General features: G+C 59.7%; 15 protein-coding genes. 8 read left to right on the forward strand and 7 right to left on the reverse strand.

Features of this window, described 5'->3' with window-relative positions; translation table 11 throughout:
* Positions 1-58: 58 nt before the first annotated feature.
* From SB725_RS18955 to SB725_RS18965, 3 genes are all read left to right on the forward strand, one after another.
* A complete protein-coding gene (locus SB725_RS18955; protein WP_059182216.1) occupies positions 59-517 on the forward strand; it encodes an REP-associated tyrosine transposase in 459 nt (152 codons plus the stop codon).
* 267 nt (positions 518-784) lie between these two features.
* A complete protein-coding gene (locus SB725_RS18960) occupies positions 785-3,901 on the forward strand; it encodes a transglycosylase domain-containing protein (protein WP_027922793.1) in 3,117 nt (1,038 codons plus the stop codon).
* A 150-nt stretch (positions 3,902-4,051) separates the two neighbouring features.
* Complete coding sequence (locus SB725_RS18965; RefSeq protein WP_410922472.1) at positions 4,052-9,124, forward strand: NEL-type E3 ubiquitin ligase domain-containing protein; 5,073 nt, start codon at positions 4,052-4,054, stop codon at positions 9,122-9,124.
* A gap of 43 nt (positions 9,125-9,167) precedes the next feature.
* Here SB725_RS18965 and SB725_RS18970 read toward each other — a convergent pair whose 3' ends face one another.
* From SB725_RS18970 to SB725_RS18990, 5 genes are all read right to left on the reverse strand, one after another.
* Positions 9,168-10,433: a hypothetical protein gene (locus SB725_RS18970; RefSeq protein WP_059182213.1), complete on the reverse strand. Its 1,266-nt coding sequence runs from the start codon at positions 10,431-10,433 to the stop codon at positions 9,168-9,170.
* On the reverse strand, positions 10,430-10,918 hold the full coding sequence (locus SB725_RS18975; RefSeq protein ID WP_027922790.1) for a CS1 type fimbrial major subunit: 489 nt from the start codon (positions 10,916-10,918) through the stop codon (positions 10,430-10,432). The genes SB725_RS18970 and SB725_RS18975 overlap by 4 nt, the downstream gene beginning before the upstream one ends.
* Before the next feature lie 5 nt (positions 10,919-10,923).
* On the reverse strand, positions 10,924-11,664 hold the full coding sequence (locus SB725_RS18980) for a pilus assembly protein (RefSeq protein WP_027922789.1): 741 nt from the start codon (positions 11,662-11,664) through the stop codon (positions 10,924-10,926).
* Between the two features lie 38 nt (positions 11,665-11,702).
* Positions 11,703-14,225, reverse strand: coding sequence for a TcfC E-set like domain-containing protein (locus tag SB725_RS18985; RefSeq protein WP_410922473.1), 2,523 nt, complete (start codon positions 14,223-14,225; stop codon positions 11,703-11,705).
* 114 nt (positions 14,226-14,339) lie between these two features.
* Positions 14,340-14,831, reverse strand: coding sequence for a CS1 type fimbrial major subunit (locus SB725_RS18990; protein ID WP_027922787.1), 492 nt, complete (start codon positions 14,829-14,831; stop codon positions 14,340-14,342).
* 511 nt (positions 14,832-15,342) lie between these two features.
* Here SB725_RS18990 and SB725_RS18995 point away from each other — a divergent pair.
* Entirely contained in the window at positions 15,343-15,921 is a 579-nt protein-coding gene (locus SB725_RS18995) for a PadR family transcriptional regulator (protein ID WP_027922786.1), read from the forward strand.
* Positions 15,918-16,703 (forward strand): siderophore-interacting protein, encoded by a 786-nt coding sequence (locus SB725_RS19000; RefSeq protein ID WP_027922785.1) that lies wholly within the window; start codon positions 15,918-15,920, stop codon positions 16,701-16,703. The genes SB725_RS18995 and SB725_RS19000 overlap by 4 nt, the downstream gene beginning before the upstream one ends.
* A gap of 77 nt (positions 16,704-16,780) precedes the next feature.
* On the opposite strand, the gene SB725_RS19005 is transcribed toward SB725_RS19000, so the two are convergent.
* Together SB725_RS19005 and SB725_RS19010 are read right to left on the reverse strand one after the other, a co-directional pair.
* Positions 16,781-17,419 (reverse strand): Pr6Pr family membrane protein, encoded by a 639-nt coding sequence (locus SB725_RS19005; RefSeq protein ID WP_032833469.1) that lies wholly within the window; start codon positions 17,417-17,419, stop codon positions 16,781-16,783.
* A gap of 2 nt (positions 17,420-17,421) precedes the next feature.
* A complete protein-coding gene (locus tag SB725_RS19010; RefSeq protein ID WP_007944895.1) occupies positions 17,422-17,652 on the reverse strand; it encodes a VF530 family DNA-binding protein in 231 nt (76 codons plus the stop codon).
* 62 nt (positions 17,653-17,714) lie between these two features.
* Here SB725_RS19010 and SB725_RS19015 point away from each other — a divergent pair, with 62 nt between their 5' ends.
* The 3 genes from SB725_RS19015 to SB725_RS19025 all read left to right on the forward strand — a co-directional run bounded on the left by SB725_RS19015 (position 17,715) and on the right by SB725_RS19025 (position 21,951).
* A complete protein-coding gene (locus SB725_RS19015; protein ID WP_155953710.1) occupies positions 17,715-17,909 on the forward strand; it encodes a hypothetical protein in 195 nt (64 codons plus the stop codon).
* Between the two features lie 24 nt (positions 17,910-17,933).
* On the forward strand, positions 17,934-19,316 hold the full coding sequence (locus SB725_RS19020) for a carbohydrate porin (protein WP_027922783.1): 1,383 nt from the start codon (positions 17,934-17,936) through the stop codon (positions 19,314-19,316).
* 226 nt (positions 19,317-19,542) lie between these two features.
* Positions 19,543-21,951: a glucose/quinate/shikimate family membrane-bound PQQ-dependent dehydrogenase gene (locus tag SB725_RS19025; protein ID WP_027922782.1), complete on the forward strand. Its 2,409-nt coding sequence runs from the start codon at positions 19,543-19,545 to the stop codon at positions 21,949-21,951.
* Positions 21,952-22,219: the final 268 nt, after the last annotated feature.

Consider the following 22,219-nt stretch of genomic DNA (forward strand, 5'->3'; position numbering starts at 1 on the left):
CGCAGAAACGAAAGCATGGCGAAGGTGAACTGGACTATCAGCTCAAGGACGCAAAGGAATGCATCCACGCCCAAATTCGCACCTGCTGCGCCATGGACGCTGTTCGGAACCTGGCAGGGCCTATCTCATCACTGCAGTTACTCATCAGCGCCGTCGAATCTTCACTGATTGGCAAAAGGGCCGTTTGCTGGTCGCCGAGCTCAGGCGAGCCCACGAAGAGAAGTGGGTCAATTCGATAGCCTGGGTCGTCATGCCGGATCATTTCCATTGGCTGGTGCAACTCGAACAGCGCACCATGGCGCAACTCATGCAGGCCATCAAATCACGCAGCACGCTCACCATTAACCAGGCCTCAAACAGTCGAGGAGCCTTCTGGCAAACCGGCTATCACGATCGTGCAATCCGCGATGGCGAAGAACTCCTGCCGTTCGCCCGATACATAGTTGCCAACCCGTTGCGTGCCGGGCTGGTGGAAAAAATCGGTGATTACCCCCTCTGGGATGCCTGTTGGTTGTAACACTACCCAAAGGCCACTACGGCCCTGTGGCGAGGGAGCTTGCTCCCGCTCGGCTGCGCAGCAGTCGCAAAACCTACGACCCCATTTACCTGAAAAACCACGATTGCCAGGTTTGGGGCCGCTTCGCAGCCCAGCGGGAGCAAGCTCCCTCGCCACAAAAAACAAAACAGATTGGAAAATTGTGCACTCACAATTTTTTCACCATCGCCAACCACCGTCTAAGCTTCAGACAAGTCAGATCAATCTGCGTGAATGGATCAATCGGCTATGGGCGCTTTGTGGCAAACCGATACGAGTAAAACTGTGGTCCCGACTGAACGTGTGGATGAAGCGCCGTCACCTGAAAAACCTCGCCCCAGTCGTGTCAAACACGGCTGGAAGGCGTTTTGGTTGTTGCTGCTGATCATCGCGATTGTCGTGGGACTGGCGGCAGCCAAGGAAATGCGCACCTCCAAATTCCAAGCCCGGGAAGTCAGCAAGTTTGCGGCGTCCCTGAGCTATTCCCTGGAACCAGGCCCCAGCGATGCCATCCGCTACCCTGGCGCCGGGCCTTTTGATTTGCGTCTGGGCTACAGCTCACTGGATGAGTTCCTGCCCCGGCTGCTCAAGCGCAATTACGTGATTGCCGCCCAAACCCGTTTTTCCCAAAAGTTGATGGACTACAGCGGCAAGGGCCTTTTCGTGCCCTACGCCGAGAAAATCCAGGCCGGCCTGTCGATCACCGACTGTCGCGCGATGCCGCTGTACCAGTTCAAATACCCACAACAGCTTTATTCAAGCTTTGATGCGATCCCGCCGGTGGTGGTCAACAGCCTGCTGTTCATCGAGAACCGCTTTCTGCTTGACCCCAAGCAACCCTTGGCCAACCCCGCCGTGGACTGGCCGCGCTTCGGCATGGCCGCGTGGTCGCAGGTGGCCAAGTTGATTCACCTGCCGGGTCAATCGGCGGGCGGCAGTACCCTGGCGACACAGCTTGAAAAGTATCGGCATTCGCCCGATGGCCTGACGGTGTCGGGTGCGGAAAAGATCCGGCAGATGATCTCCGCCACCGTGCGGGCCTATCAGGCAGGTCCGGACACCCTCGAGGCCCGGAAAAATGTGGTCCGCGACTACCTCAACAGCGTGCCGCTGTCCGCCGTGCCCGGTCACGGTGAAGTGCATGGCATGGCCGAAGGGTTGCGCGTCTGGTACGGCGCCGACTTCGACAAGGCCAACGAAACGCTGGCCAGCCCTGCCACCGATCCAAAGACGATGGCCGCCAAAGGTCTGGCCTTGCGTGAAATACTGTCATTGATGATTGCCCAGCGTCGCCCTTCCCACTACCTGACCAAGGGCCGTGATGAACTGGCTGACCTCACCGACAGCCACATTCGCCTGCTCGCCCAGAACAACGTGATCGATGCGCCTTTCGCGGCAGCGGCACTGGCCAGCAAGGTGACTTACCGCGACTGGCAAACCCAGCCGACCATTCAGCCGATCGAAACCAACAAAGGCATCAGCGTGGCGCGCAGCCGTCTGGGCGGGTTGCTCAATCGTCCACTGTACGACCTCGACCGCCTCGACCTGTCCGCCACCAGCACCCTGCAAGGTGAATTGCAAAGCCAGGCTACCGAGTACCTCAAGCGCCTGGCCGACCCGGTGTTCGCCACGCAGATCGGCTTGATGGGCGAACGCCTGCTCACCCCCACCAGCACCACTCAGGTGCGCTACAGCTTCACCCTGTTTGAACTGACGCCGGACGGCGCGCGCGTGCGGGTGCAAACCGACAGCACCGACCAGCCGTTTGACATCAACGAAGGCAGCAAGCTGGAACTGGGCTCCACCGCGAAAATGCGCGTGCTCACCACCTACCTGCAAATCATGGCGGAACTGCACGATAAATACGCCGGGATGAGCATCCCGGAACTGAAGAAAGTCGATGTCCCCGATCAGGACCGCCTGAGCCGCTGGGCGGTTGACTACCTGATCGAAAACAAGGATCGCAACCTGCCCGCGATGCTCGGTGCCGCGCTGGATCGCAAATACTCGGCCAGCCCTGGCGAAGCGTTTTTCACCGGTGGCGGGTTGCACGTGTTCCATAACTTCCGCAAGGAAGACAACGGCCGCATACCGACCCTGCGCGATGCCCTGCGTGAGTCCATCAACCTGCCGTTCATTCGGCTGATGCGCGACCTGGTGCGCTACACCACCTATTCCGGCCCCAACAACAGCGCCGAACTGCTCAAGGACGACCGCGATCCCCGGCGTCAGGAATACCTCGCCGATTTCGCCGACAAAGAAGGCACTTCGTTTCTGCTGAAGTTCTGGAAAAAGTACAAAAACAAGGACACCCAGGCACGGCTCGACACCTTCCTCGACGGCATGCGCCCGACGCCGATCCGCCTGGCAGCAGTGCACCGGTATCTGCTGCCACAAGCCAGCCAGGAAAGCTTTAACACCTTTGTGCGCTCGCACCTCAAAGGCGCCAAGCTCACTGAAAAACTCACTGACGAACGCCTGCAACGGCTGTACGAAAGCTACAGCCCGGGCACCTACGACCTGCCGGACCAGGGTTTCATCGCCAAGGTTCACCCGCTGGACCTGTGGCTGATGGGTTACCTGCTGAACAACCCTGACGCCAAGTGGAGCCAGATTGTCAAAGCCAGCCAGTTCGAACGTCAGGAAGTCTATAGCTGGCTGTTCAAAAGCAAGCACAAGGGCGCCCGCGACAGCCGTATTCGCACCATGCTCGAGATCGAAGCATTCCTCGACATCCATCAACGCTGGCAGAAAGTCGGCTATCCGTTCGATCACCTGGTGCCGTCGCTGGCCACCGCCATTGGCAGCTCCGGCGACCGTCCGGCAGCGCTGGGCGAGTTGATCGGCACCATTCTCAACGATGGCGTGCGCATGCCGACATTGCGTATCGACACGCTGCATTTCGCGGCGAATACGCCATACGAAACCAAACTGATCAATGACCCGGTCGCCGGCAAACGGGTGATGCCGTCCGAAGTGGCCACGGCCATGCGCGAGGCCTTGTCGCAAGTGGTGGACGCCGGTACCGCCAAACGTGTTTCCGGCAGTTTCATCACCCCCGATGGCAAACCCCTGGCGATGGGCGGCAAGACCGGGACCGGGGATAACCGCATCGAAGCCATTGGTTCCGGCGGGCGGATCCTGAGTTCGAAGTCAATCAACCGCACGGCCACCTTCGTGTTCTATATCGGTGATAGCCACTTCGGTACGTTGACCGCCTTCGTGCCCGGGCGCACCGCCGAGGCCTTCAAGTTCACCTCCGCGCTGCCCGTGCAGGTGCTCAAGGGCATGGCACCGATTCTCACGCCTTATCTGCAACCGGGTACGCATACGCAATGCCTGCCAGTGGAGGTCGCACGGCGCTGAAAAAAGGTGGTAATTACCTATTTTCGGCATTGGTAATTCCAATGCTTTTGGGCGGCTGACACTGATTAAGCAGCGGTAATTCAGGCTTTTACTTTGAGCCTCGGGCGTTAGGCTGGTCACTCCACTTAACGCTCAAGGTTTATTAAAAGCATGACTGACTTACACGGACGTATATCAGCGCGACCGACACCGGGGGCCAATGACAAAAAAGGTCGCCACTACGATTTCATCAAAAGCCGTATCCATCCCACGTTCAAGGACGCGTCAGTGCGACGGATCCGGGAACTGAGCCTCACGCAAACGGCTTCAGGGTATTGGGCACAGAACATCAGGGGGTTCGATCACACCCCGCTACAACACGCCAACCTCGACCTCTGGTCCGCTCAAAACACCGTCGACCGGGTCATGGACAAGGTCCGAGGCGTTTACGAGTTCGCCGAACCGTTGCTGACCAGAGCGTTGCTGGAACAGTTCGGTGTCGACGTCGATGTAAAGACCACTTACCTGCACCTTTATCTACCCAAACAGCTTCCCTGGTATGCCAGCCACCTCAACGGCGTGGTGACCCGCACCGTTTCACTACTCGACGCGGCCCTGCATAACTTCGCGAGCCACGAAACCTGCGAGGCGGACTCGAACTTCATCAGCCAGCCCGATGCCCGCGGGCATTTCGACACCCTGGCGATCAAACGAAAAATGTCCATCGCCCAGTTCCAGACCCTGTGTCGCACGCTGGACATTGGCGCGCGCTACACGAAATACCTCGAAGAACAGTTGCGGCCCAGGGATGGCCTCGCCCAGGTGGTTTTAAAACACAAGATCATCGAGAACGAGAAAGCCGCGTTTAAAGCCGCCGCCAGACTGGCCGTCCTGAAGGGCGACATCGACGCCGATGCCGGTGACCTGATCCTGATGATGCTCGATGGCCAGCGCAACCTCACCCGCAAAGGCCGAATCATGCAGTTCGCCAAACTGTCCATGCTCGACAGCCAGCTGACCGGCATCGTCTTGATTACGCCGGATCTGAACCGGGTCCATGAGGTGGTGCCGATCTTCGCGTATGTCCCACAAGACCCCGAGCACCCGCTGAAAGAGTACCCCTCGACCCTCGCGCTGATGAAAGAACTGACGCGTCAGCTGCGCGACAACGATGTCATCTCCTCCACCGGCATGACCTACCAGCAATTCTTCAGCCGGTTCGTCGATCAATCCGATCGGGGGCATTTTTTCGGCGGGCTGCCACAACGCCTGTTTCAAGTGAAATGGCATCGCAAAGAGCCGCTGGACCCGAGGCCGAGCTGGCGCGAAGAGGCTATCACCGCCCCTCGTCTGCAGTTCAACACCGCACCGATCAGCGGCGAACTCTGGCAGTACCTGTTCGAGCAAAAGCTCAACAAGGTCCTCAATGACGCCCGTCACATCGCCGTATCAACCGCCGATGCCGATACTCATGCACGATGGGCCTGGTGGGAGAACTTCAAGAAAATCGTCTCGGACATCTTCAACATCGCCCTGATGGTCGTCACGCCGTTCGTGCCCGGACTGGGTCAGCTGATGATGGGCTACATGGCTTATCAGATGGCCAGCGACGCCATTGAAGGCCTCGTCGACATGACCCTGGGACTGTGGACTGAAGCCACCGAACACATTGTCGGCCTGGTCACCGATGTTCTTCAGCTGGAAGCGTTCGCCGCCGGTGCGCAGATCGGTGCGCTGGCACGCCTGAAACTGTCGCCGCTGATCGAAGGCATGAAACCGGTCACGCTGCCCAACGGCGAACCCCGGTTGTGGCACCCCGACCTGAAACCTTATGAATGGCCCAATGTGCAGTTATCGCCGGACTCCAGACCTGACGCGCTGGGGCTGCACGCTCACGAGGGCGAGGCTGTTCTGCCGCTGGATGACAAGCACTACGCCGTGCAAAAGGATCCGCAAACCGGCAACTACCGGGTCAAACACCCGCATCGCGACAATGCTTACCTGCCCGAGTTGAAACACAACGGCCTCGGCGCCTGGACCCATGAAGCCGAGAACCCGCGAGCCTGGGATCGTCCGACGTTGATGCGCCGTCTCGGCCACACCGTGGAGGGCTTCAGCGACGCGGAACTCGAAGCCGTTCGCATCGCCAGTGGTACCGACGACGGTGCGCTGCGCCGGATGTACGTCGACAACACGGCCCCGCCACCGTTACTCGACGACAGCCTCACCCGCTTGAACATCCAGCGCCAGACCCGCCAGGCCATCAGGAGGATTCGCTCAGGCCAGCCTCTGGATCCTTCCTCCTACTGGTTTGAACCGCTGGCGACTTACCTGGACGGCTGGCCCGCGGATAAAGCCCTGAAGGTCTACGAAAACGCCGACATGAGCGGCCGGTTCCGCCAGTACGGCAACGCCGATGCGACGGCCGAACAGACCCTGTCCACCAGTTTGTCGAACCTCATGAGCGAGCAATTTGCACCAGACCTTGTCGGGTTTCTCAACGAAGAAGAGCTGCACGCCGTGCTCGGTCGGTCCACCGCCCAACGTGAACGGGTGCAAGCCTTGCGCAATCGTCTGGCGGACGAAGCCGATCGACTGACCCCAGACATCATCAATCAGCTTTACCAAGGGGCCCAGGCGTTCGACGATCCGCCGCTGCGACTCATGCGCCACACCTTTCCCGAGTTGCCGTCCCGTGCCGCAACGACGCTGCTGAACACCACCGACGCTGCCGACCTCAAGCGCATGATTCAAACGCAACGACTGCCCTTGAGCCTCAAGAGCCGCACCCGTGAGGCGGCCTTCGAAGCCCGGACCAACCACGCCTATGAAGGTTTCCATGACGGCGCGCAGTGGGTGGCGCAAACCGAAAGCCTGGTGCTGAACGCCTTGAGGATTCATACCGACACGTTCGCGCAATTGCGCATCGAGGTTCGCGAAGGCAACGATGCCGGCCCCTTGCGCAGCCGTGTGGGTGCCGAGGGCGCGTCGATGGTCCGGGTGTTGGTCAAGGACGATGGCAACCGGTTCGAAGTCTGGGACGGTGACAACCGAAAACTGCACGACGCCACTGATTTTTACGAAGCCGTTCTCAACGCCTTGCCGGAAAACAAACAGGCGCAGTTGGGTTATCGGCCAGGCCAGGGGGGCTTCTTCAAGCAATGGGTGATGGCCAAGACCGAGACACCGGCGCAGCGCCGCACGGCGCTCGCCGCACCGCCGATCCGTCCGCTGGCTGACCATGAAGACATGATCCTGTTGCGCGGTCCCGGCTTCTCCACCGTTGCCCCCACGCTCACCGAACGGGTGCAGGATATTTACCCTCACTTCAACGACCGCGAGGTCAATACCTTCGTTCGATCCCTGGGTTCGCAGGAGCAAGGGCATCAGACACTGACCCGACTGGACCGCGAACTGGACGACCTGCGTGTGCTGTTCAATCGCTGGCGCTACCAGCAGCCGGATACCTGGGGCCCGGATCAACACGGGTTCGTCAACAGTGGCGGCTTGCACATTGCCGAACGGTTAATCGATTGTTTCAAACGCAAGCCCACGGTCTTTGGTGAACGCAGCATCACGGCCGACGGCGGGTATGCGCTGGACCTGTCCACAGAGTTCAAGTCGCTTGACCTCGAACGCTGGTGGAAGGAGCTGCCGGATATCAAGCGCTACCTCGATCAGATCAGCACCTTGAATCTGGACCGCACGACCTTTTTTGAAAGCGGTCCCGGTCTGCTCAGTGACTTCCCTCATCTGCAGCAACTGAGTGCCCGCAATTGCGGCTTGACGCGACTCCCCGACGCCATCGGCAAAATGCACCACCTGCGGACGCTGCGGTTGATGAACAACAACATCACGTTGACCCCGTCTGCCGTCGAGCAACTGCGAAACCTGACCCGCATGGAAACCCTCAGGCTTGATGACAACAGGCAGTTGGGCCGGCTCCCGGACGTCGGACGCATGCCCAGACTGAGAGTCCTGAGCTTGAGCAACACCGGGGCCACCGCCTGGCCCGATGGCCTGTTCGGGCCTTTCAACAAACGTCGACCGCGGGGCTTCTTTCTGGATTTGCAGGAGAACCCGATCAACGTCATTCCCAAGGTCGTGCCCGGCTCGGAAGATGCCTTCCTCCTGGCGCGGACCCGCTTGTACGACGAGCGGCTCTCGGAGGCCAACCGGATCACCTTCAAAGCGTATCGACGATCCGTCGGCATCTCGCCAGAGCAGGTCTACGCCTATGCGGCACGGGACACGATGAACCTGTGGCCCATGAACGATGACTCGACATGGTGGAGTGCCGAGGTCTCAGGGCTGGGTACTTTCCGGGAGGAAGCCTGGCACGAATTGATGACCGAGCCTGGCTCCGAGGATTTTTTTGCCTTGATCCAGAAACAGACCCGCTCGGCCGATTACAAGGCCGGTGGTGATTTGCGTCAGCAGCTCAGCAATCGGGTATGGCGCATGATCGAAGCCATCGACCTGGACACCGGATTGCGCAAGGACCTGTTCGAAATGGCCAGGGCGCCTACTACCTGCGCCGATGCCGGGGCTCAAGTATTCAACCACATGGGCATCAAGGTGCTCGCCTCCGAAGCCTATGCCTTGTCGACGTCCAACGCCGTGCTTGAAAGCAAACTGGTGAACCTGGCCAGAGGTGCTGCTCGCCTCGCGCGCGTGGATGACATTGCCCGTGCCGATTTCGGCAGCCGCCCGGGCAATCCGGATGAGGTCGAGGTGTACCTCGCCTACGAAACCGGCCTGGCTCAACGCCTCGGCTTACCGTGGCAATCGGAGACGATGCTGTTTCGCACCATCGCCGGTGTGAACGCCAAAACCCTCGACACCGCCTTCGAGACGGTGATGTCGATGGAGGCCGGCGATGGGTTGGTCAACGACATGATCGAACAGCCTTTCTGGCAGAAATACCTGCAGGACACCTATCCGAACGAATTCCGGCGCAATGCCCGGTTTTACGAAACCAAGAGCGACTTGCTCGATGAGTTACGCGAAGTCCAACACACCTGGGCCCGTTCCAGGGACCAGCAAATTGCACAACGACGCGCCCTCAAACAGCGTCTGCAAGACCTCGCCCGGCGCCTGAATATCGATGACAGTTTGGTGTTGACGGGCCAGGACATGACCGATGAGGTCTACGGCCAATTGCTGCACGACATGGGTTACGAAGAAAAAGAGCTGAGCCGAAAACTCACCCGCGAAGCGTTGCAAAAACACGCACAGCAATAAACGGCAATCCCTGATGCATCGGGTGATGCATCAGGGTTCACGCTTAACCCACCTGCGAATCCCAAACCACCGTGACAGTGCCCGAGTACGTTCTGGCGACACCGGGCTTGATCATCTCCTCGACCTCATCCTGCGCAATTTCGAAGTGCAACGTGCCCGGTTTGCGATCGACATAAAAGCGCGGCTGGAACAGCTCGGTACCAATGCCGTCGCGCCGTAACGGCCGGCGGCTGACCGGTTGATCGGTGGCATCCACCAGGCCATTGGGCAGGGTCACGCTGACGTCGAGCGGCACGATATGGCCCGAAACCGGGTCGCGCACCGAGCAGCGGTTGCCATCGGTGCTGTACTGGCAGTCCAGGTTCATCTTGAAGCGACTCGATGAAGACACATTGAACGTCTGATCACGAAACAGCCGTGTGGGCTTGCGCCCTTGGGTCAGCCAGGCTTGCCAGCCGCCCTGCGGTACCAGCTCAACGCGATTGCCACCGGGTGGAATCTCGACCTTGAGGGTGTGCCGAACATCCAGGGAGAAGTTGAGGGTCAGTTGGTTGTCACTGGGGATCATGACATCGCCCATGTCGAAATCCTGACGTGGACCGACGGTGTACGGCATGGTGCCGGTGTATTTGCCCGACTTCATGGTCAGGGGGTTAGGCGTGCGCAGCTCATAAGCGAACACGAAGTAAAGGTAGCGAAAGGAAAGCGGAATATCGAACTTCGCCGTCTTGCTGCACACGCCCACCCCTCTGGCGACTCGCCAGAAACTGTTGTAGCCCGAGGGCCCTGCCGAGTGCCAACCCACACTTGAACAGGGTATCGGCGCATAGGCCCAACCGCCACCTACCCACAAGTCATCCCACCAACCTCCTCCGGTCAGTTCAGTGACAGGGCGGGGAATCGCAGCTTCGTGCCCGATCCCGCCGATACGAATGGAAAGCACCTCGCTATCACCCGACTCGTGGGTAACCACCACCTCTCTCCAGTCCGAGGGAACGCGGGCCATTCCTCCTTGCCGCGGGTCCGCATGGTTGGCCAGGATTGGCGCATTCGCCGTGAAGGAAATAGGCGCAATAAGGCTGAACAGCTTATAGGGCGCACAGGCTTGTGGAATCTGCCGGCAAAAACCTTCGGACGGGGTCATGTTGACGAACACGTTATTATTCGGCTCCGACGAATCCGGCTCGAACACCGCTTCGATGTCCATCACAGCGGCCTGTATGGGCAAGGCAAACACCGCACACAGCAGGCTGGCCGATGCAGCCCCCTTCAACGTCCGGGCTGATCGCTCATTCAATAAATTCATCATTTGGGCAACACCGCGTTGAAGACCATGTTGACGCTTCCAAAATAGTTGCCGGGTTTGTAAACCCCATCGGCGGGTGGCACAGGCAGCACTTCCAGTAAAACCCGCTTGCCCTGCGCGGCGTCGATCAGCGAAACCACCTCGCGGCTTTCCCCCTCGTTCAACAACTTTTCGTTGAACAGCACGCGCAATCCAATGTCATGGGCCTGCGTCCCGTTAGACAAGTAAGGCCTGCCCTCAAGGCGGGCTTCGATGGAACCGGCTTCGCTCTTCACATCGAAATACTTGCGCAAGCCGCCCAGGGTCGAGGTCGTCAGATTCCATGGCAATGACTGTTCGCGGTGAATCCAGCCGGGGTCTGCGGGAATGACGTAAAACGCCTGGCTCGGGACCGTCACGAATACTTCAAAGTGCTGCACTTCGCGGGCCGCGAACGCACCCTGGCAGGCCATTGCCGACACCATCAGGACCGTCAGTTGTCTGAACATAGTCATCAGCCTTTCACATCGAGTTTCTTGCGGCTCTCGCCTTCAACCAGCGTGAAGCGGTACTCGCGGCCAGCCTGTTTCTCGAACTCGAAATGGCGGCCGGCCAGAACATGATGCTTGGTGGTCGGCTGGCAGTCCTGGTCATTCTTGACCGAGCAATCCTTGAACTCATCGATCACCACCACGGTGTTGCCGGTATTGCGGATCCGGTACCTGGCCGCCTCGTTTTCGATCACGCTGGCGTAACGCGGGGCCTTGGGGCGAACGAAAAACACCGCGCCATACCCGGCCAGCACCGTGACCCCGGCGGACAGGGCTTTCTTGTACTGCTCACGCTCCTCGCCGGAGACGGCGAATTCGTCTTCCTTCTCGGGCACCACCGGTATGAAACGCACACGGAAATAGCGCTCTTTGTCGCGCTCGCCCATGTACAGCAACCGCGTGCCCTGCATGCCACTGGCGGGCACGATCAGTCGCGCCGGGCTGGCCATCAAGCCATCCCGGGAATTGCCCTCGGCATTGGATTTGAGCGGCACCTCCCGCGACTTGCCATCGGCGTCGTAGAGGATTTCAAGGATGTTGACCTTGACGAAAGCGGTGCTGTCGCCGCCGTTATAGACGCGTTTCAAAAAGGTACTTTTGTCACCGTCCAGGTAGTCGTAGACCGTGCCGATATTGATGTTCGGCCCGGCATGTGCCGTCTGGGTGAACAAACAAAAACCAATCAGTGCCAACCGACGTTTCATCGTCATTTACCTCATAAAAAAATTCGGGGTGTCGGGCATCAGCCTGCCGTCGGCGTCTCAAGCGTCAGGTCCGCCAGGGTGTCCGGCGTGCAACGCAGATCGCCAATCATCAGCACGTTGTTTTCCGTGCGGCCACGGCTCGGGTCGAGGCGGAACTGGCACAGCAACTGGTTGCCGTGGCGCACTTCCAGGGTCGGGGAACCGGCGTTCATTTCCATGGAGAAGAAGCCGTCCACCTCACTGACCCCGCGACTGGCGTGGTTGATGATGTGATGGCCCTTGAGCGGGTTGCCCTGGGGGTCGATCAGGCGACCGAGGACAGTGAGGGTTCGCATCACGCGAATCTGGCGATAGTCCACGCCGCCCTTGTTCAGGTGATAACTGGAACGGACCGGCTGGATGGTCGCGGCAGGCACGTGGTTGCCTTCGAAATCGAAACTGACGGAGCTGCTTTTGTAGGCCGTGATCGGCACAAAATTGCGTCCGGGCTTGAGGACTGCGCTGCCACCGCTCAGATCGTCGGCACGTAAAGTGATGTCTTCGATGTCCGATTCGACATCGATGATCATGCCCGCACCGTTGCGGTGGTATTGGCTGGTCACGACCATTTTTTGCCCGCCGACGGCGACGGTGCTGTCGAGGTTCAGACCACCGGTGAAGTCGTTGTTGTAAGAGGAGCGCTGGATAAATCCGTCGGCGTTGGCCAGGTCCGATTGCATCGTCGCCATCGCGTTCATGCCGATGCCATAGGTGTCGGTGATCGCCGTGGCGGAAACGCTTTGCAGCAGGTGGTCCTGCAAGTCTTTGCGGTAAGTGATCGAGGCATTGTTGTCACGCCCGCCATCGCGATCGGTGCGGGTGCCGATGCTGCCGGACAACTGTTCTCCCGGGCCACCCAGCGCCACGCTCACGCTCAGGTCAAGGCCGCGATTTCGATCATTGCCCGAACTGACGCTGCCCGGCCTGTCGAACAGCGACAGGCGCCAATTGGCGTCGCTGCCAAACAGTTGCGTGCGTTGAGTCCAACCCAGGTCCACGCCGACGCCTTCGGTGTTGCCTTCACTGTGGGACACCCGGGCATTGACCGAACTTTTGCTGGTGAGGCGATGATTGAGAGACAAGGACGAGTTACTGGTCTGACCGATAAATACATTGCGCTGCCGCACGCGCGTGCCGTCGGGCAAAGTGTCGTAGAGCCGGGTGGTGTCGAGCCAGCTGCGGTTATGGCTGGCGACGAGGCTGCCGCTGCCGTAGGAATAAAGCCCCTGCACGTCGAAACCGGTGCCGTAGTCCTCGGTCTTGTAGACGTTGGCGAAGACGCTGGCGTTGTGGACGATGGCCCAGTCGACCGATGTGCCGTATTGCAGGGTGTCTTTCACTTGCCGACCCGACAGGCCGAGAATCACCCGCGGGTGCAGCAGGAAGTTGAATGCGGCGCCGGCAGTCATGTCGCCATCGGCCTGCTCATCCCAGTTGCTGAGCATTTTCGATTCACGCCCGGCAAACAGGTTGTAGCGCCAGCGCTCGTCATGATTGCGCCAATTGTTGGGCTTGTAGACCAGCTCCTGCGTGCTGGAGGTGATCTGGCCGTCTTCGATCAGCCGCACTTCCACGTCATAGATGCCGCCGGGCAATGGCCGCGTATCGAGGGTCTGCAAACCGGCGGGTATCGCCTGAGTATTGATCAGCAAGCCGTCGCGGTAGATCTCCACCGAACCCTGACGATTGGCCGTGACATAGATCGGGTAGACCGCCGGTTTCGGGTTATTGATGGCCAGGCTGTCGGAGCTGCCGTACATGACGCCGAGCGCTGTGTCGGGGTTGGCGCCGAAGGAGCGCGGCTGACGGGTCAGGCCTTCCGAGGTGGGCGTGAACAAGCCCAGGCGCAGGAAGTTGCCTTCCAGTTCGCGCTGGGTAAAGAGCTCGTGCATGGCGTGATAGAGCTGATTGTCCACACCACCGAGGCGTGACAACTGCAGGTTGACCGCCTGGGTCCAGTTGCCCAGGCTGCTGCTCGCTTCCAGACCGTATCGACCACCGAGGTCCTGGTTCTGGCCGCCATTGAGGTTCAGCTGGTTGCGCACGATCAACCCGGTGCTGCCGCCTTCGGGCTGGTTGTAATAGCGCTGCACCTGATCATCGCGTTCGGCGTTTTGCGTGAGGATCGACACCAGCGAGTTTTCCAGGCTGTAGTGCACGGCCAGCAGTTGTTCGGGGCAATTGGCTTGGCAGGCGCCCAGCACCACGCCTTGTTTCAGGTAGTTGGCCCAGATGTCGCGCTCGCTGGGCTTGATCATGCTGTCGCTGACATCGGTGAAGTCAACGAGGGTTATTCGATCGTCGCGGGTCAGCACGACCATCGCCTCACCGAGAAACTGTTGATCAAGTTCCACGCGCACCGCCAGCGGCACATCAAAGAAGTGCTCTTCGAACTCGCTCGGTAATCCCTTGGCTTGCGCAAGCAAACTTCGGGGTGTGTGGCCGTTGTCCGCTGGCGCGGCCAGGGCAGTCGCACAAAAACATAGGGCAAGCGCCGTCGCGATGGGAGTCATCGGGAACATGAACGAAATACTCTGAAGATAAATTCGTTGAAACCCGATCGACAGGCACAACCTCCCTGGCGATCGGTGAACGTTGCCAAGTAAGACAGAACTTACTTACAGCACGCGCTTACTTCAGATGCGCGGAATGGCATCAAAGATGACGACCGGGTTGGCGGTGTAGATCCCCACCTGACTGTTGCCCGGCTTCTCTGCCGTAATCACCAGGTCGGCGCGCATGCCACCGTTGGATTCGGCGTCGCCGACGACTTCCTGAGAATCAGCGGTCAATGGCGTGCCATTGAAGGTGTAAGTCAGAGGAATGTTCAAGGCTGGATTACCATTGAACAGCGGAGTAGGACCGCCCACGACATAAGCGCCGACCGAGCCATTGGTGTGTTGAACATCATAGGTGCCACGGACTTCCGTCAGGGTGCCGGAGCCGACGACATACTGCATTTTCTCGTCTTTGCCGAAGTCTTTGTCTACAGGCTGAGCGTGGAAGACCTTGCTCGGAATATCAGCGGTAATGTTGATGGAGGTGCGCGATTCTTCCGCCGCGAACGCCATCGAAGTGCTCAGGGCCAGGAGGGTCATCGGAACGGCGATTGCAAACGTCTTGAACATTATTGTGTACCTGTATTTTTTCAAAGGATTGGACCGAGGAAAGTTGGGCAAGCGGAAATCTCTCCATACGGTGATGGCGATTTCGCTTAACTTTCGACGCCAAAGAATGATCGTCCAATCCCATGAGAAAGTAAGTACGCAACTTCCGAAGAACATGTAGTAACAACGGCGTTCGAACAATAGGAAAAACACTGGAAAAACGCCAACTCGATTGTTTTACCCTCAGAGAAATACTACACACAGTTTTCACCTGAAAAAGCACACAGATAGGAACTAATTGAATTCCAAAAGATGAAGACTACTTATCTTGCAACAGCGGAACAATTATCAATCGATGAGCCGCCATGATTAGTTTAATTGCTCTAAAAGAGCAACCCATACCGTATTCCTCATCGCTCAGCGCGTCTGGCCGTCAAGCGGTGGCGCAGACCGACCATTGGTCCAGTAGGCTTGCGCTCACCTAAAGATATATCTTAAGTTGTATCTAAACACGACGAGAGAAGACGCAAAAATGAGAGACCATCATTCCCACCGAGACCATAGCGACAGCCGCGACGGCTTCGAGAAACGCCCTGGCCCCGGCCGTGAACGCGGTGGCCGCGGCCCCCGGGTGTTTGCCCCCGGCGACCTGAAACTGCTGCTGTTGGCGTTGATCGCGGAGCAGCCCTGCCACGGCTATGACCTGATCCGTCAGATCGAAAGCATGTTCGACGGCGCCTACTGCCCCAGCCCCGGCGTGATCTACCCGACCCTGACCTTTCTCGAAGAAAGCGAAATGATTCTGGGCGATGCCGAAGGCGGCAAAAAACGCTACACCGTCACCGACGCCGGACGCCTGTCATTGACCGAACAGGCGATTGCGCTGGACGGCGTGCGGATGCGCATCGAGGTCAGCAAGCGCTCGCTGCGCGGTCATGACCGTCCCGCCGAGATCCACGAGGCGGTGCACAACTTGCGTCACGCCTTGCAGATGCACCACGGCCGCTGGAGCCCGGAAGAAATCCTGCGGGTGCGCGACCTGCTCAACAACACCGCCAAGGCCATCGTCGACGGCCCTGCCGTTCAACCCGTTCAGGAGCAAGCCGAATGAGTGAAGTGATCGTGCAATCCATCCACCGTGTCATGCATGAAATCAAACGCCGTCGTCTGCAAGTGTTGCGCGTGGTCGACCTGACGCCGCGCATGCGCCGGATTACCCTGGGCGGGCCGGAGCTGGCCGGCTTCGTCAGCCTCGGTACGGACGACCACGTCAAACTGCTGTTCCCGCAGACCGCGGCGGAACACGCGGCGCTGGAAACGCTGGTGCTCGGCGCGGGCAAGGACAACGGGCCGATGCCAGCGATGCGCGACTACACGCCACGTCGTTACGACCTCGACACGCTGGAACTGGACATCGATTTCGTGCTGCACGGCGACGGCCCTGCCTCGACCTGGGCCGAGCAAGCCAAACCCGGCCAGTTCCTGCACATCGGTGGGCCACGCGGCTCGATGATCGTGCCGGACATGTTCGACAGCTACCTGCTGATCGGCGACGAAACCGCCCTGCCCGCCATCGCCCGTCGCCTCGAAGGCCTGGCGGCCAATCGCCGTGCGCTGGTGGTTGTGGAAGTGGAGAACGGCGCTGAACAACAACGCCTGGAAAGCGCCGCGCAGGTCCATGTGATCTGGGTGCTGCGCGAAGGCGGCAAGGACAACCTGCTGACGACCGTGAAGCAACTGCAAGTGCCGAGCGGCAATCTCTATGCGTGGGTGGCGACGGAGACCAAAGTGTCGCGGCAGATTCGGCGGGTGTTGCTTGATGAGCACGGCTTGAATGAGCAGAGGGTCAAAGCAGTCGGCTACTGGCGATTGGATGACAGCGACGATGAATAACTAAAGGTTACCTGTCTTCCCTGTGGCGAGGGGACTTGCCCCCTTCGCCACAGCAGCTCCCTCGCCATAGTTCAGGTTCACTTTCGGGCAAGCCACCGATCCAGCCCGATCACCATCAGCGCAACGATCACAAACCCCACCAACAATCCCCCCGCATTCACAAACACCTGTGGATAACCCAACTTATCCACATCAATGAACGGATAGGGATAAACCGCCAGCAGATGCCCGCGCCACAACACATAGGCGAAGTACCCCAGCGGGTAAATCACCCACAGGCCAATGTGCCGCAGCCGTAACGTACCTTTGGGCACGCACCTCCACCAATAGGCCAGAAACAGCAGCGGCATGATGTCGTGCAGCACTTCATCCGCCAGGAACTGCCAGCCTTCGGGGTGCCACAAATGCCGCAGCAACACGCTGTACGCCAGCCCCACCACAGCGATGCTCACGGCAATCGCGCTGCTCACCCACGGCTGCAAAAACCAGCGTCGAGCCGCAGACTCGCGGGACGTCCATTCGCAGGTCAGAACCGTCGCCACCAGCGTGTTGGTCAGCACCGTGAAATAGCTGAAAAAGCTCACCAGACCGCCGATCAACCTGGCATCCAGCGTCCAGCGCGAATACAGAATCAGGTACAACTGAATGGCCAGTCCCGCCCAGCCCAGTACCGCCGCAGCGGCCACAAAACGACGCCTCGCGACCGAGCCCTGCATGTTCAGACCGGTCGCTTGGTGCGCATCAACTTCACGTACAAACGCTCGACTTTCTCCCGGGCCCACGGGGTTTTGCGCAGGAACGTCAGGCTCGACTTGATGCTCGGGTCGCTCTTGAAGCAGCGGATATCAATGCGCTCGGCCAGCCCCGACCATTCGTAATGTTCAACCAGGGCGTTGAGGATTTGTTCCAGCGTCACGCCATGCAGCGGGTTGTTGTTCTGTTCGGTCATGCCGGGCCTTCGAGCGATGTAAGGAGTGGGAAGCCGCGCACCTTAGCCGAGGGTGTGATCGGGTGGAAGCGCTGCGTGCGCTATCAGTCAATGTAGGTGACGTTGAAGATCGCCGCCCGACACTGTTACCAAATCTGAAACGATCCATGTCCATAAAAGCCCTTTCTCTATTTGTAACAGAACATTATCCTTGCGCCGCCAAGCTGAAACGCTTCTTCAAACTGCTTTACGCCCTGCTGCACTCCATAATTCCCTAGAAAAAGACCCAGAATTTCTTCTCTATGCCTTACTTTCAAACTTCGCGAGACAGCGCTGTCTGCACAGCTATCGCCAGCCGAAAAGCCCTGAACCTGATCGGTGGACTCACCGCACTGGGCTTTGCCACCTGCACCCAGGCGGCGCCCGCCTTCGATAGCGATTCACCGTGGATGCTCGGCGACTGGAACGGCACGCGCACCGAACTTGCGGAAAAAGGCTACGACTTCAAAGTCGATTACACCGGCGAAATGGGCAGCAACCTGCATGGCGGCTACGACCATGACCGCACCGCGCGCTACAGCGACCAGTTCGGTTTCGGCACGCACCTGGATTTGCAGAAAATCCTCGGTTGGGACGACGCTGAATTTCAGCTGACCATCACCGAGCGCAACGGCAACAACATCAGCAACGACCGCATCAACGATCCGCGCGTGGGCGGCTTTACGTCGGCCCAGGAAGTCTGGGGCCGTGGGCAAACCTGGCGCCTGACGCAGATGTGGTACCAGCAGAAATTCTTCGACCAGAAGCTCGACATCAAGGCCGGTCGTTTTGGCGAAGGCGAAGACTTCAACAGCTTCCCGTGCGACTTCCAGAACCTGGCGTTCTGCGGCTCCCAAGTCGGTAACTGGGTCGGCGACGTCTGGTACAACTGGCCGGTCAGCCAATGGGCGTTGCGCGTCAAATATCACCTGACGCCGGAGCTGTATGCGCAGGTCGGTGCCTACGAGCAAAACCCGTCGAACCTGGATCGCGACAACGGTTTCAAGCTCAGCGGCAGCGGCACCCAGGGCGCGATTTTGCCGGTGGAACTGGTGTGGACGCCGAAACTCAACGGCCTTCCGGGCGAATACCGCGCCGGTTATTACTACAGCAGCGCCAGCGCCACCGATGTCTATAAGGACAGCAATGGTCAGCCGGCGGCCCTGAGTGGCGAAGCCTATCGCAGTGCATCGAGCAAACACGGCGTGTGGCTTGGCATTCAGCAGCAGATCACCAGCGTCGCCAGCGATAACAGCCGTGGTTTGAACGTGTTTGCCAACGGCACGATGCACGACAAGAAGACCAACGCCATCGACAACTACGTCCAGGCTGGCGTGGTCTACAAGGGCTTGTTCGACGCGCGCGCCAAAGACGACATCGGCTTCGCCCTGGCCCGGGTTCACGTCAACCCGGCCTACCGCAAAAACGCCGAGGCGACCAATCAGGCCCGCGCCGTCTTCAACTACGACGATCCGTCGTACCTGCCGCCGCAAGACACTGAATACAGCGCCGAGCTCTATTACGGCGTGCATGTGACGAACTGGCTGACCGTGCGCCCGAACCTGCAATACATCCGCCATCCCGGTGGCGTGGACCAGGTCGATGACGCCCTGATTGGCGGGATCAAGATCACTTCATCCTTCTGACCCCCCCCCTATAGGAGCAGAGCTTGCTCACGATGACAGAGTGTCAGTTGACGAAGATGCGGTCTGACACACCGCCATCGCGAGCAAGCACTGCTCCTACAAGGGTTGCAACACCTGAACAAGCTCTAACCAAGTTTCACTTTTATAACTGAACCATGCCCACGCCAGATCGTCATCTACAGTGAACTTGCGCGGGACTACTTAAAACGTCACGGAGAACCACACTATGAGCACTGATGGTGCTTTGAGTCGAAGCCGTCTGTTGCCGAGCCTGCTCGGCATCCTGCTTCTGCTAATGGGCCTGGCCATGCTGGCAGGCGGGATCAAGCTAAGCATGCTCGGCGGCTCGCTGTATTACCTGCTGGCCGGTATCGGCCTGACGCTGACCGGCGTGCTGCTGATGATGGCCCGCCGCGCTGCGCTGGGCCTGTACGCATTGGTGCTGTTCGCCAGCACCGTTTGGGCACTGTGGGAAGTCGGCCTCGACTGGTGGCAACTGGTGCCGCGCCTGGCGCTGTGGTTTGCGCTGGGTATCGTCATGCTGCTGCCATGGTTCCGTCGCCCGCTGCTGCGCGAAGGTGCTGCACCGATGGGCACCGGCGCCCTGAGCGTCGCCGTGGTCGTGGCGGGCGTGGCCGCATTGGCCAGCCAGTTCACCAGCCCGGGTGAAATCAAAGGCCAACTGGACCGCGACAGCGTGCCCGGCATGACCAACACCGCGCCGGCCATGCCCGACGGCGACTGGAACTCCTACGGCCGCAGCGCTCACGGTGATCGTTACTCGCCCCTGGCACAGATCACCCCGCAAAACGCGCACAAACTGGTCCCGGCGTGGACTTACCGCACTGGCGACCTGCCGGGTCCGAACGATCCGGGCGAGACCACCGCTGAAAACACCCCGCTGAAAGTCAACGGCATGCTGTACGTGTGCACGCCGCACAGCCAGGTGATCGCGCTGGACCCGGACACCGGCAAGGAAATCTGGCGTTTCGACCCTAAGCTCTCCACGCAAAACGCGGCGAACTTCAAGGGGTGGGCGCACATGACCTGCCGTGGCGTGTCGTACCACGATGACGCCGTCTACGCCTCCGAGCAGAGCCCGACCGGCAGCGCCAGCGCCGCTGTCACCAACGCCTGCCCACGCCGGATCTTCCTGCCGACCGCCGACACCCGTCTGATCGCCCTCAACGCTGACACCGGCAAGATGTGCGAAGACTTCGGCGACAAGGGCCAGGTTGACCTGCGCGCCAACATCGGCGGCTTCACCGCCGGCGGTTACTACTCCACCTCGCCTCCTGCGGTCACCAAAGACCTGGTGGTGATTGGCGGCCACGTGACTGACAACGTCTCCACCGACGAGCCAAGCGGCGTGATCCGTGCGTTCGACGTGCACACCGGCAAACTGGTGTGGAACTGGGACAGCGGCAAGCCGGACGACACCACGCCGATTGCCGAAGGCCAGACCTACACCCGCAATTCGCCGAACATGTGGTCCATGTTCGCGGTCGACGAAAAACTCGGCATGCTCTACCTGCCGATGGGCAACCAGACGCCGGACCAGTTCGGTGGCGCTCGCACCCCTGAATCGGAACTGCACGCCGCCGGCCTGACCGCGCTGGACATCGCCACCGGCAAAGTGCGCTGGCACTTCCAGTTCACCCACCATGACCTGTGGGACATGGACGTCGGCGGCCAGCCAACCCTGATGGACCTGAAAACCGCTGACGGCGTGAAGCCGGCGGTACTCGCGTCCACCAAGCAAGGCAGCATCTACGTGCTGGACCGCAGCACCGGCAAAGCCATTGTGCCGATCAACGAAGTGCCGGTGCCACAAGGCGCTGTCGCCGGTGATCACACCTCGCCGACCCAACCCAAGTCCGACCTCAACTTCATGCCGCCGCCGTTGAAAGAGCGCGACATGTGGGGTGTCACGCCGTTCGACCAACTGGTCTGCCGGATCACCTTCAAATCCCTGCGCTACGACGGCCCGTTCACCCCGCCATCGCTGCAAGGTTCGATCGTTTATCCGGGTAACTTCGGCGTATTCGACTGGGGCGGTGTCTCGGTGGATCCGGTGCGTCAGATCCTGTTCGTGAACCCGGACTGGATGGCCTTCAAATCGAAGCTGATCCCGGCTGCGGAAATCGCTGCCCAAGGCCCGCGTAAAAGCGAAACCGAAGGCGTACAGCCAAACAAAGGCGCGCCGTACGGCGTCGTCCTCGAACCCCTGCTGTCGCCGATGGGCCTGCCGTGCCAGGCTCCGGCGTGGGGTTACGTGGCCGCGGTCGATCTGACCACCCATGAAAAAATCTGGATGCACAAGAACGGCACCGTGCGCGACAGCTCACCGGTTCCGATCCCGTTGAGCATGGGCGTACCCAGCCTGGGCGGCACCTTCACCACCGCCGGTGGCGTCGCGTTCCTCAGCGGCACCCTCGACCAATACCTGCGCGCCTACGACGTGAAAAACGGCAAGCAACTGTGGGAAGGCCGCCTGCCGGCCGGCGCCCAAACCACACCGATGACCTACACCGGCAAGGACGGCAAGCAATACGTGCTGGTTGTTGCCGGCGGTCACGGGTCGCTGGGCACCAAGCAAGGCGACTATGTGATGGCGTACAAACTGTCCGAGTAAGTTCTAGCGGCGGTTAATGGAAAGGCGACTCCTGCGAGGGGGTCGCCTTTTTTGTGGCCACTATTTTTGTCACCCCACTCCTACAATTGGACTGGGTTCATCTGCTACTGCTGGGTCGGCTATCAGGCGGGCAAGTTGGCGCGGTGCATCTACACTGGACAGGTCAACACACTCACCTGTCCAGACCCTGAACACACACCTTGAAATATCCCGTGCCATTGAAACCACCCCCCACCTGCCCCATCTAACACCCATACCCCATTGCGCA

It is taken from the genome of Pseudomonas sp. SIMBA_041, from assembly GCF_046535095.1.
In the GTDB taxonomy this organism is placed as follows: domain Bacteria; phylum Pseudomonadota; class Gammaproteobacteria; order Pseudomonadales; family Pseudomonadaceae; genus Aquipseudomonas; species Aquipseudomonas mucoides.

Excerpts from the sequence above, each read along its gene's own strand:
- SB725_RS18955 (WP_059182216.1), top strand. The coding sequence starts at position 59 with ATGCATCCACGCCCAAATTCGCACCTGCTGCGCCATGGACGCTGTTCG.
- SB725_RS18960 (WP_027922793.1), top strand. The coding sequence starts at position 785 with ATGGGCGCTTTGTGGCAAACCGATACGAGTAAAACTGTGGTCCCGACT.
- SB725_RS18965 (WP_410922472.1), top strand. The coding sequence starts at position 4,052 with ATGACTGACTTACACGGACGTATATCAGCGCGACCGACACCGGGGGCC.
- SB725_RS18970 (WP_059182213.1), bottom strand. The coding sequence starts at position 10,433 with ATGATGAATTTATTGAATGAGCGATCAGCCCGGACGTTGAAGGGGGCT.
- SB725_RS18975 (WP_027922790.1), bottom strand. The coding sequence starts at position 10,918 with ATGTTCAGACAACTGACGGTCCTGATGGTGTCGGCAATGGCCTGCCAG.
- SB725_RS18980 (WP_027922789.1), bottom strand. The coding sequence starts at position 11,664 with ATGAAACGTCGGTTGGCACTGATTGGTTTTTGTTTGTTCACCCAGACG.
- SB725_RS18985 (WP_410922473.1), bottom strand. The coding sequence starts at position 14,225 with ATGTTCCCGATGACTCCCATCGCGACGGCGCTTGCCCTATGTTTTTGT.
- SB725_RS18990 (WP_027922787.1), bottom strand. The coding sequence starts at position 14,831 with ATGTTCAAGACGTTTGCAATCGCCGTTCCGATGACCCTCCTGGCCCTG.
- SB725_RS18995 (WP_027922786.1), top strand. The coding sequence starts at position 15,343 with ATGAGAGACCATCATTCCCACCGAGACCATAGCGACAGCCGCGACGGC.
- SB725_RS19000 (WP_027922785.1), top strand. The coding sequence starts at position 15,918 with ATGAGTGAAGTGATCGTGCAATCCATCCACCGTGTCATGCATGAAATC.
- SB725_RS19005 (WP_032833469.1), bottom strand. The coding sequence starts at position 17,419 with ATGCAGGGCTCGGTCGCGAGGCGTCGTTTTGTGGCCGCTGCGGCGGTA.
- SB725_RS19010 (WP_007944895.1), bottom strand. The coding sequence starts at position 17,652 with ATGACCGAACAGAACAACAACCCGCTGCATGGCGTGACGCTGGAACAA.
- SB725_RS19020 (WP_027922783.1), top strand. The coding sequence starts at position 17,934 with ATGCCTTACTTTCAAACTTCGCGAGACAGCGCTGTCTGCACAGCTATC.
- SB725_RS19025 (WP_027922782.1), top strand. The coding sequence starts at position 19,543 with ATGAGCACTGATGGTGCTTTGAGTCGAAGCCGTCTGTTGCCGAGCCTG.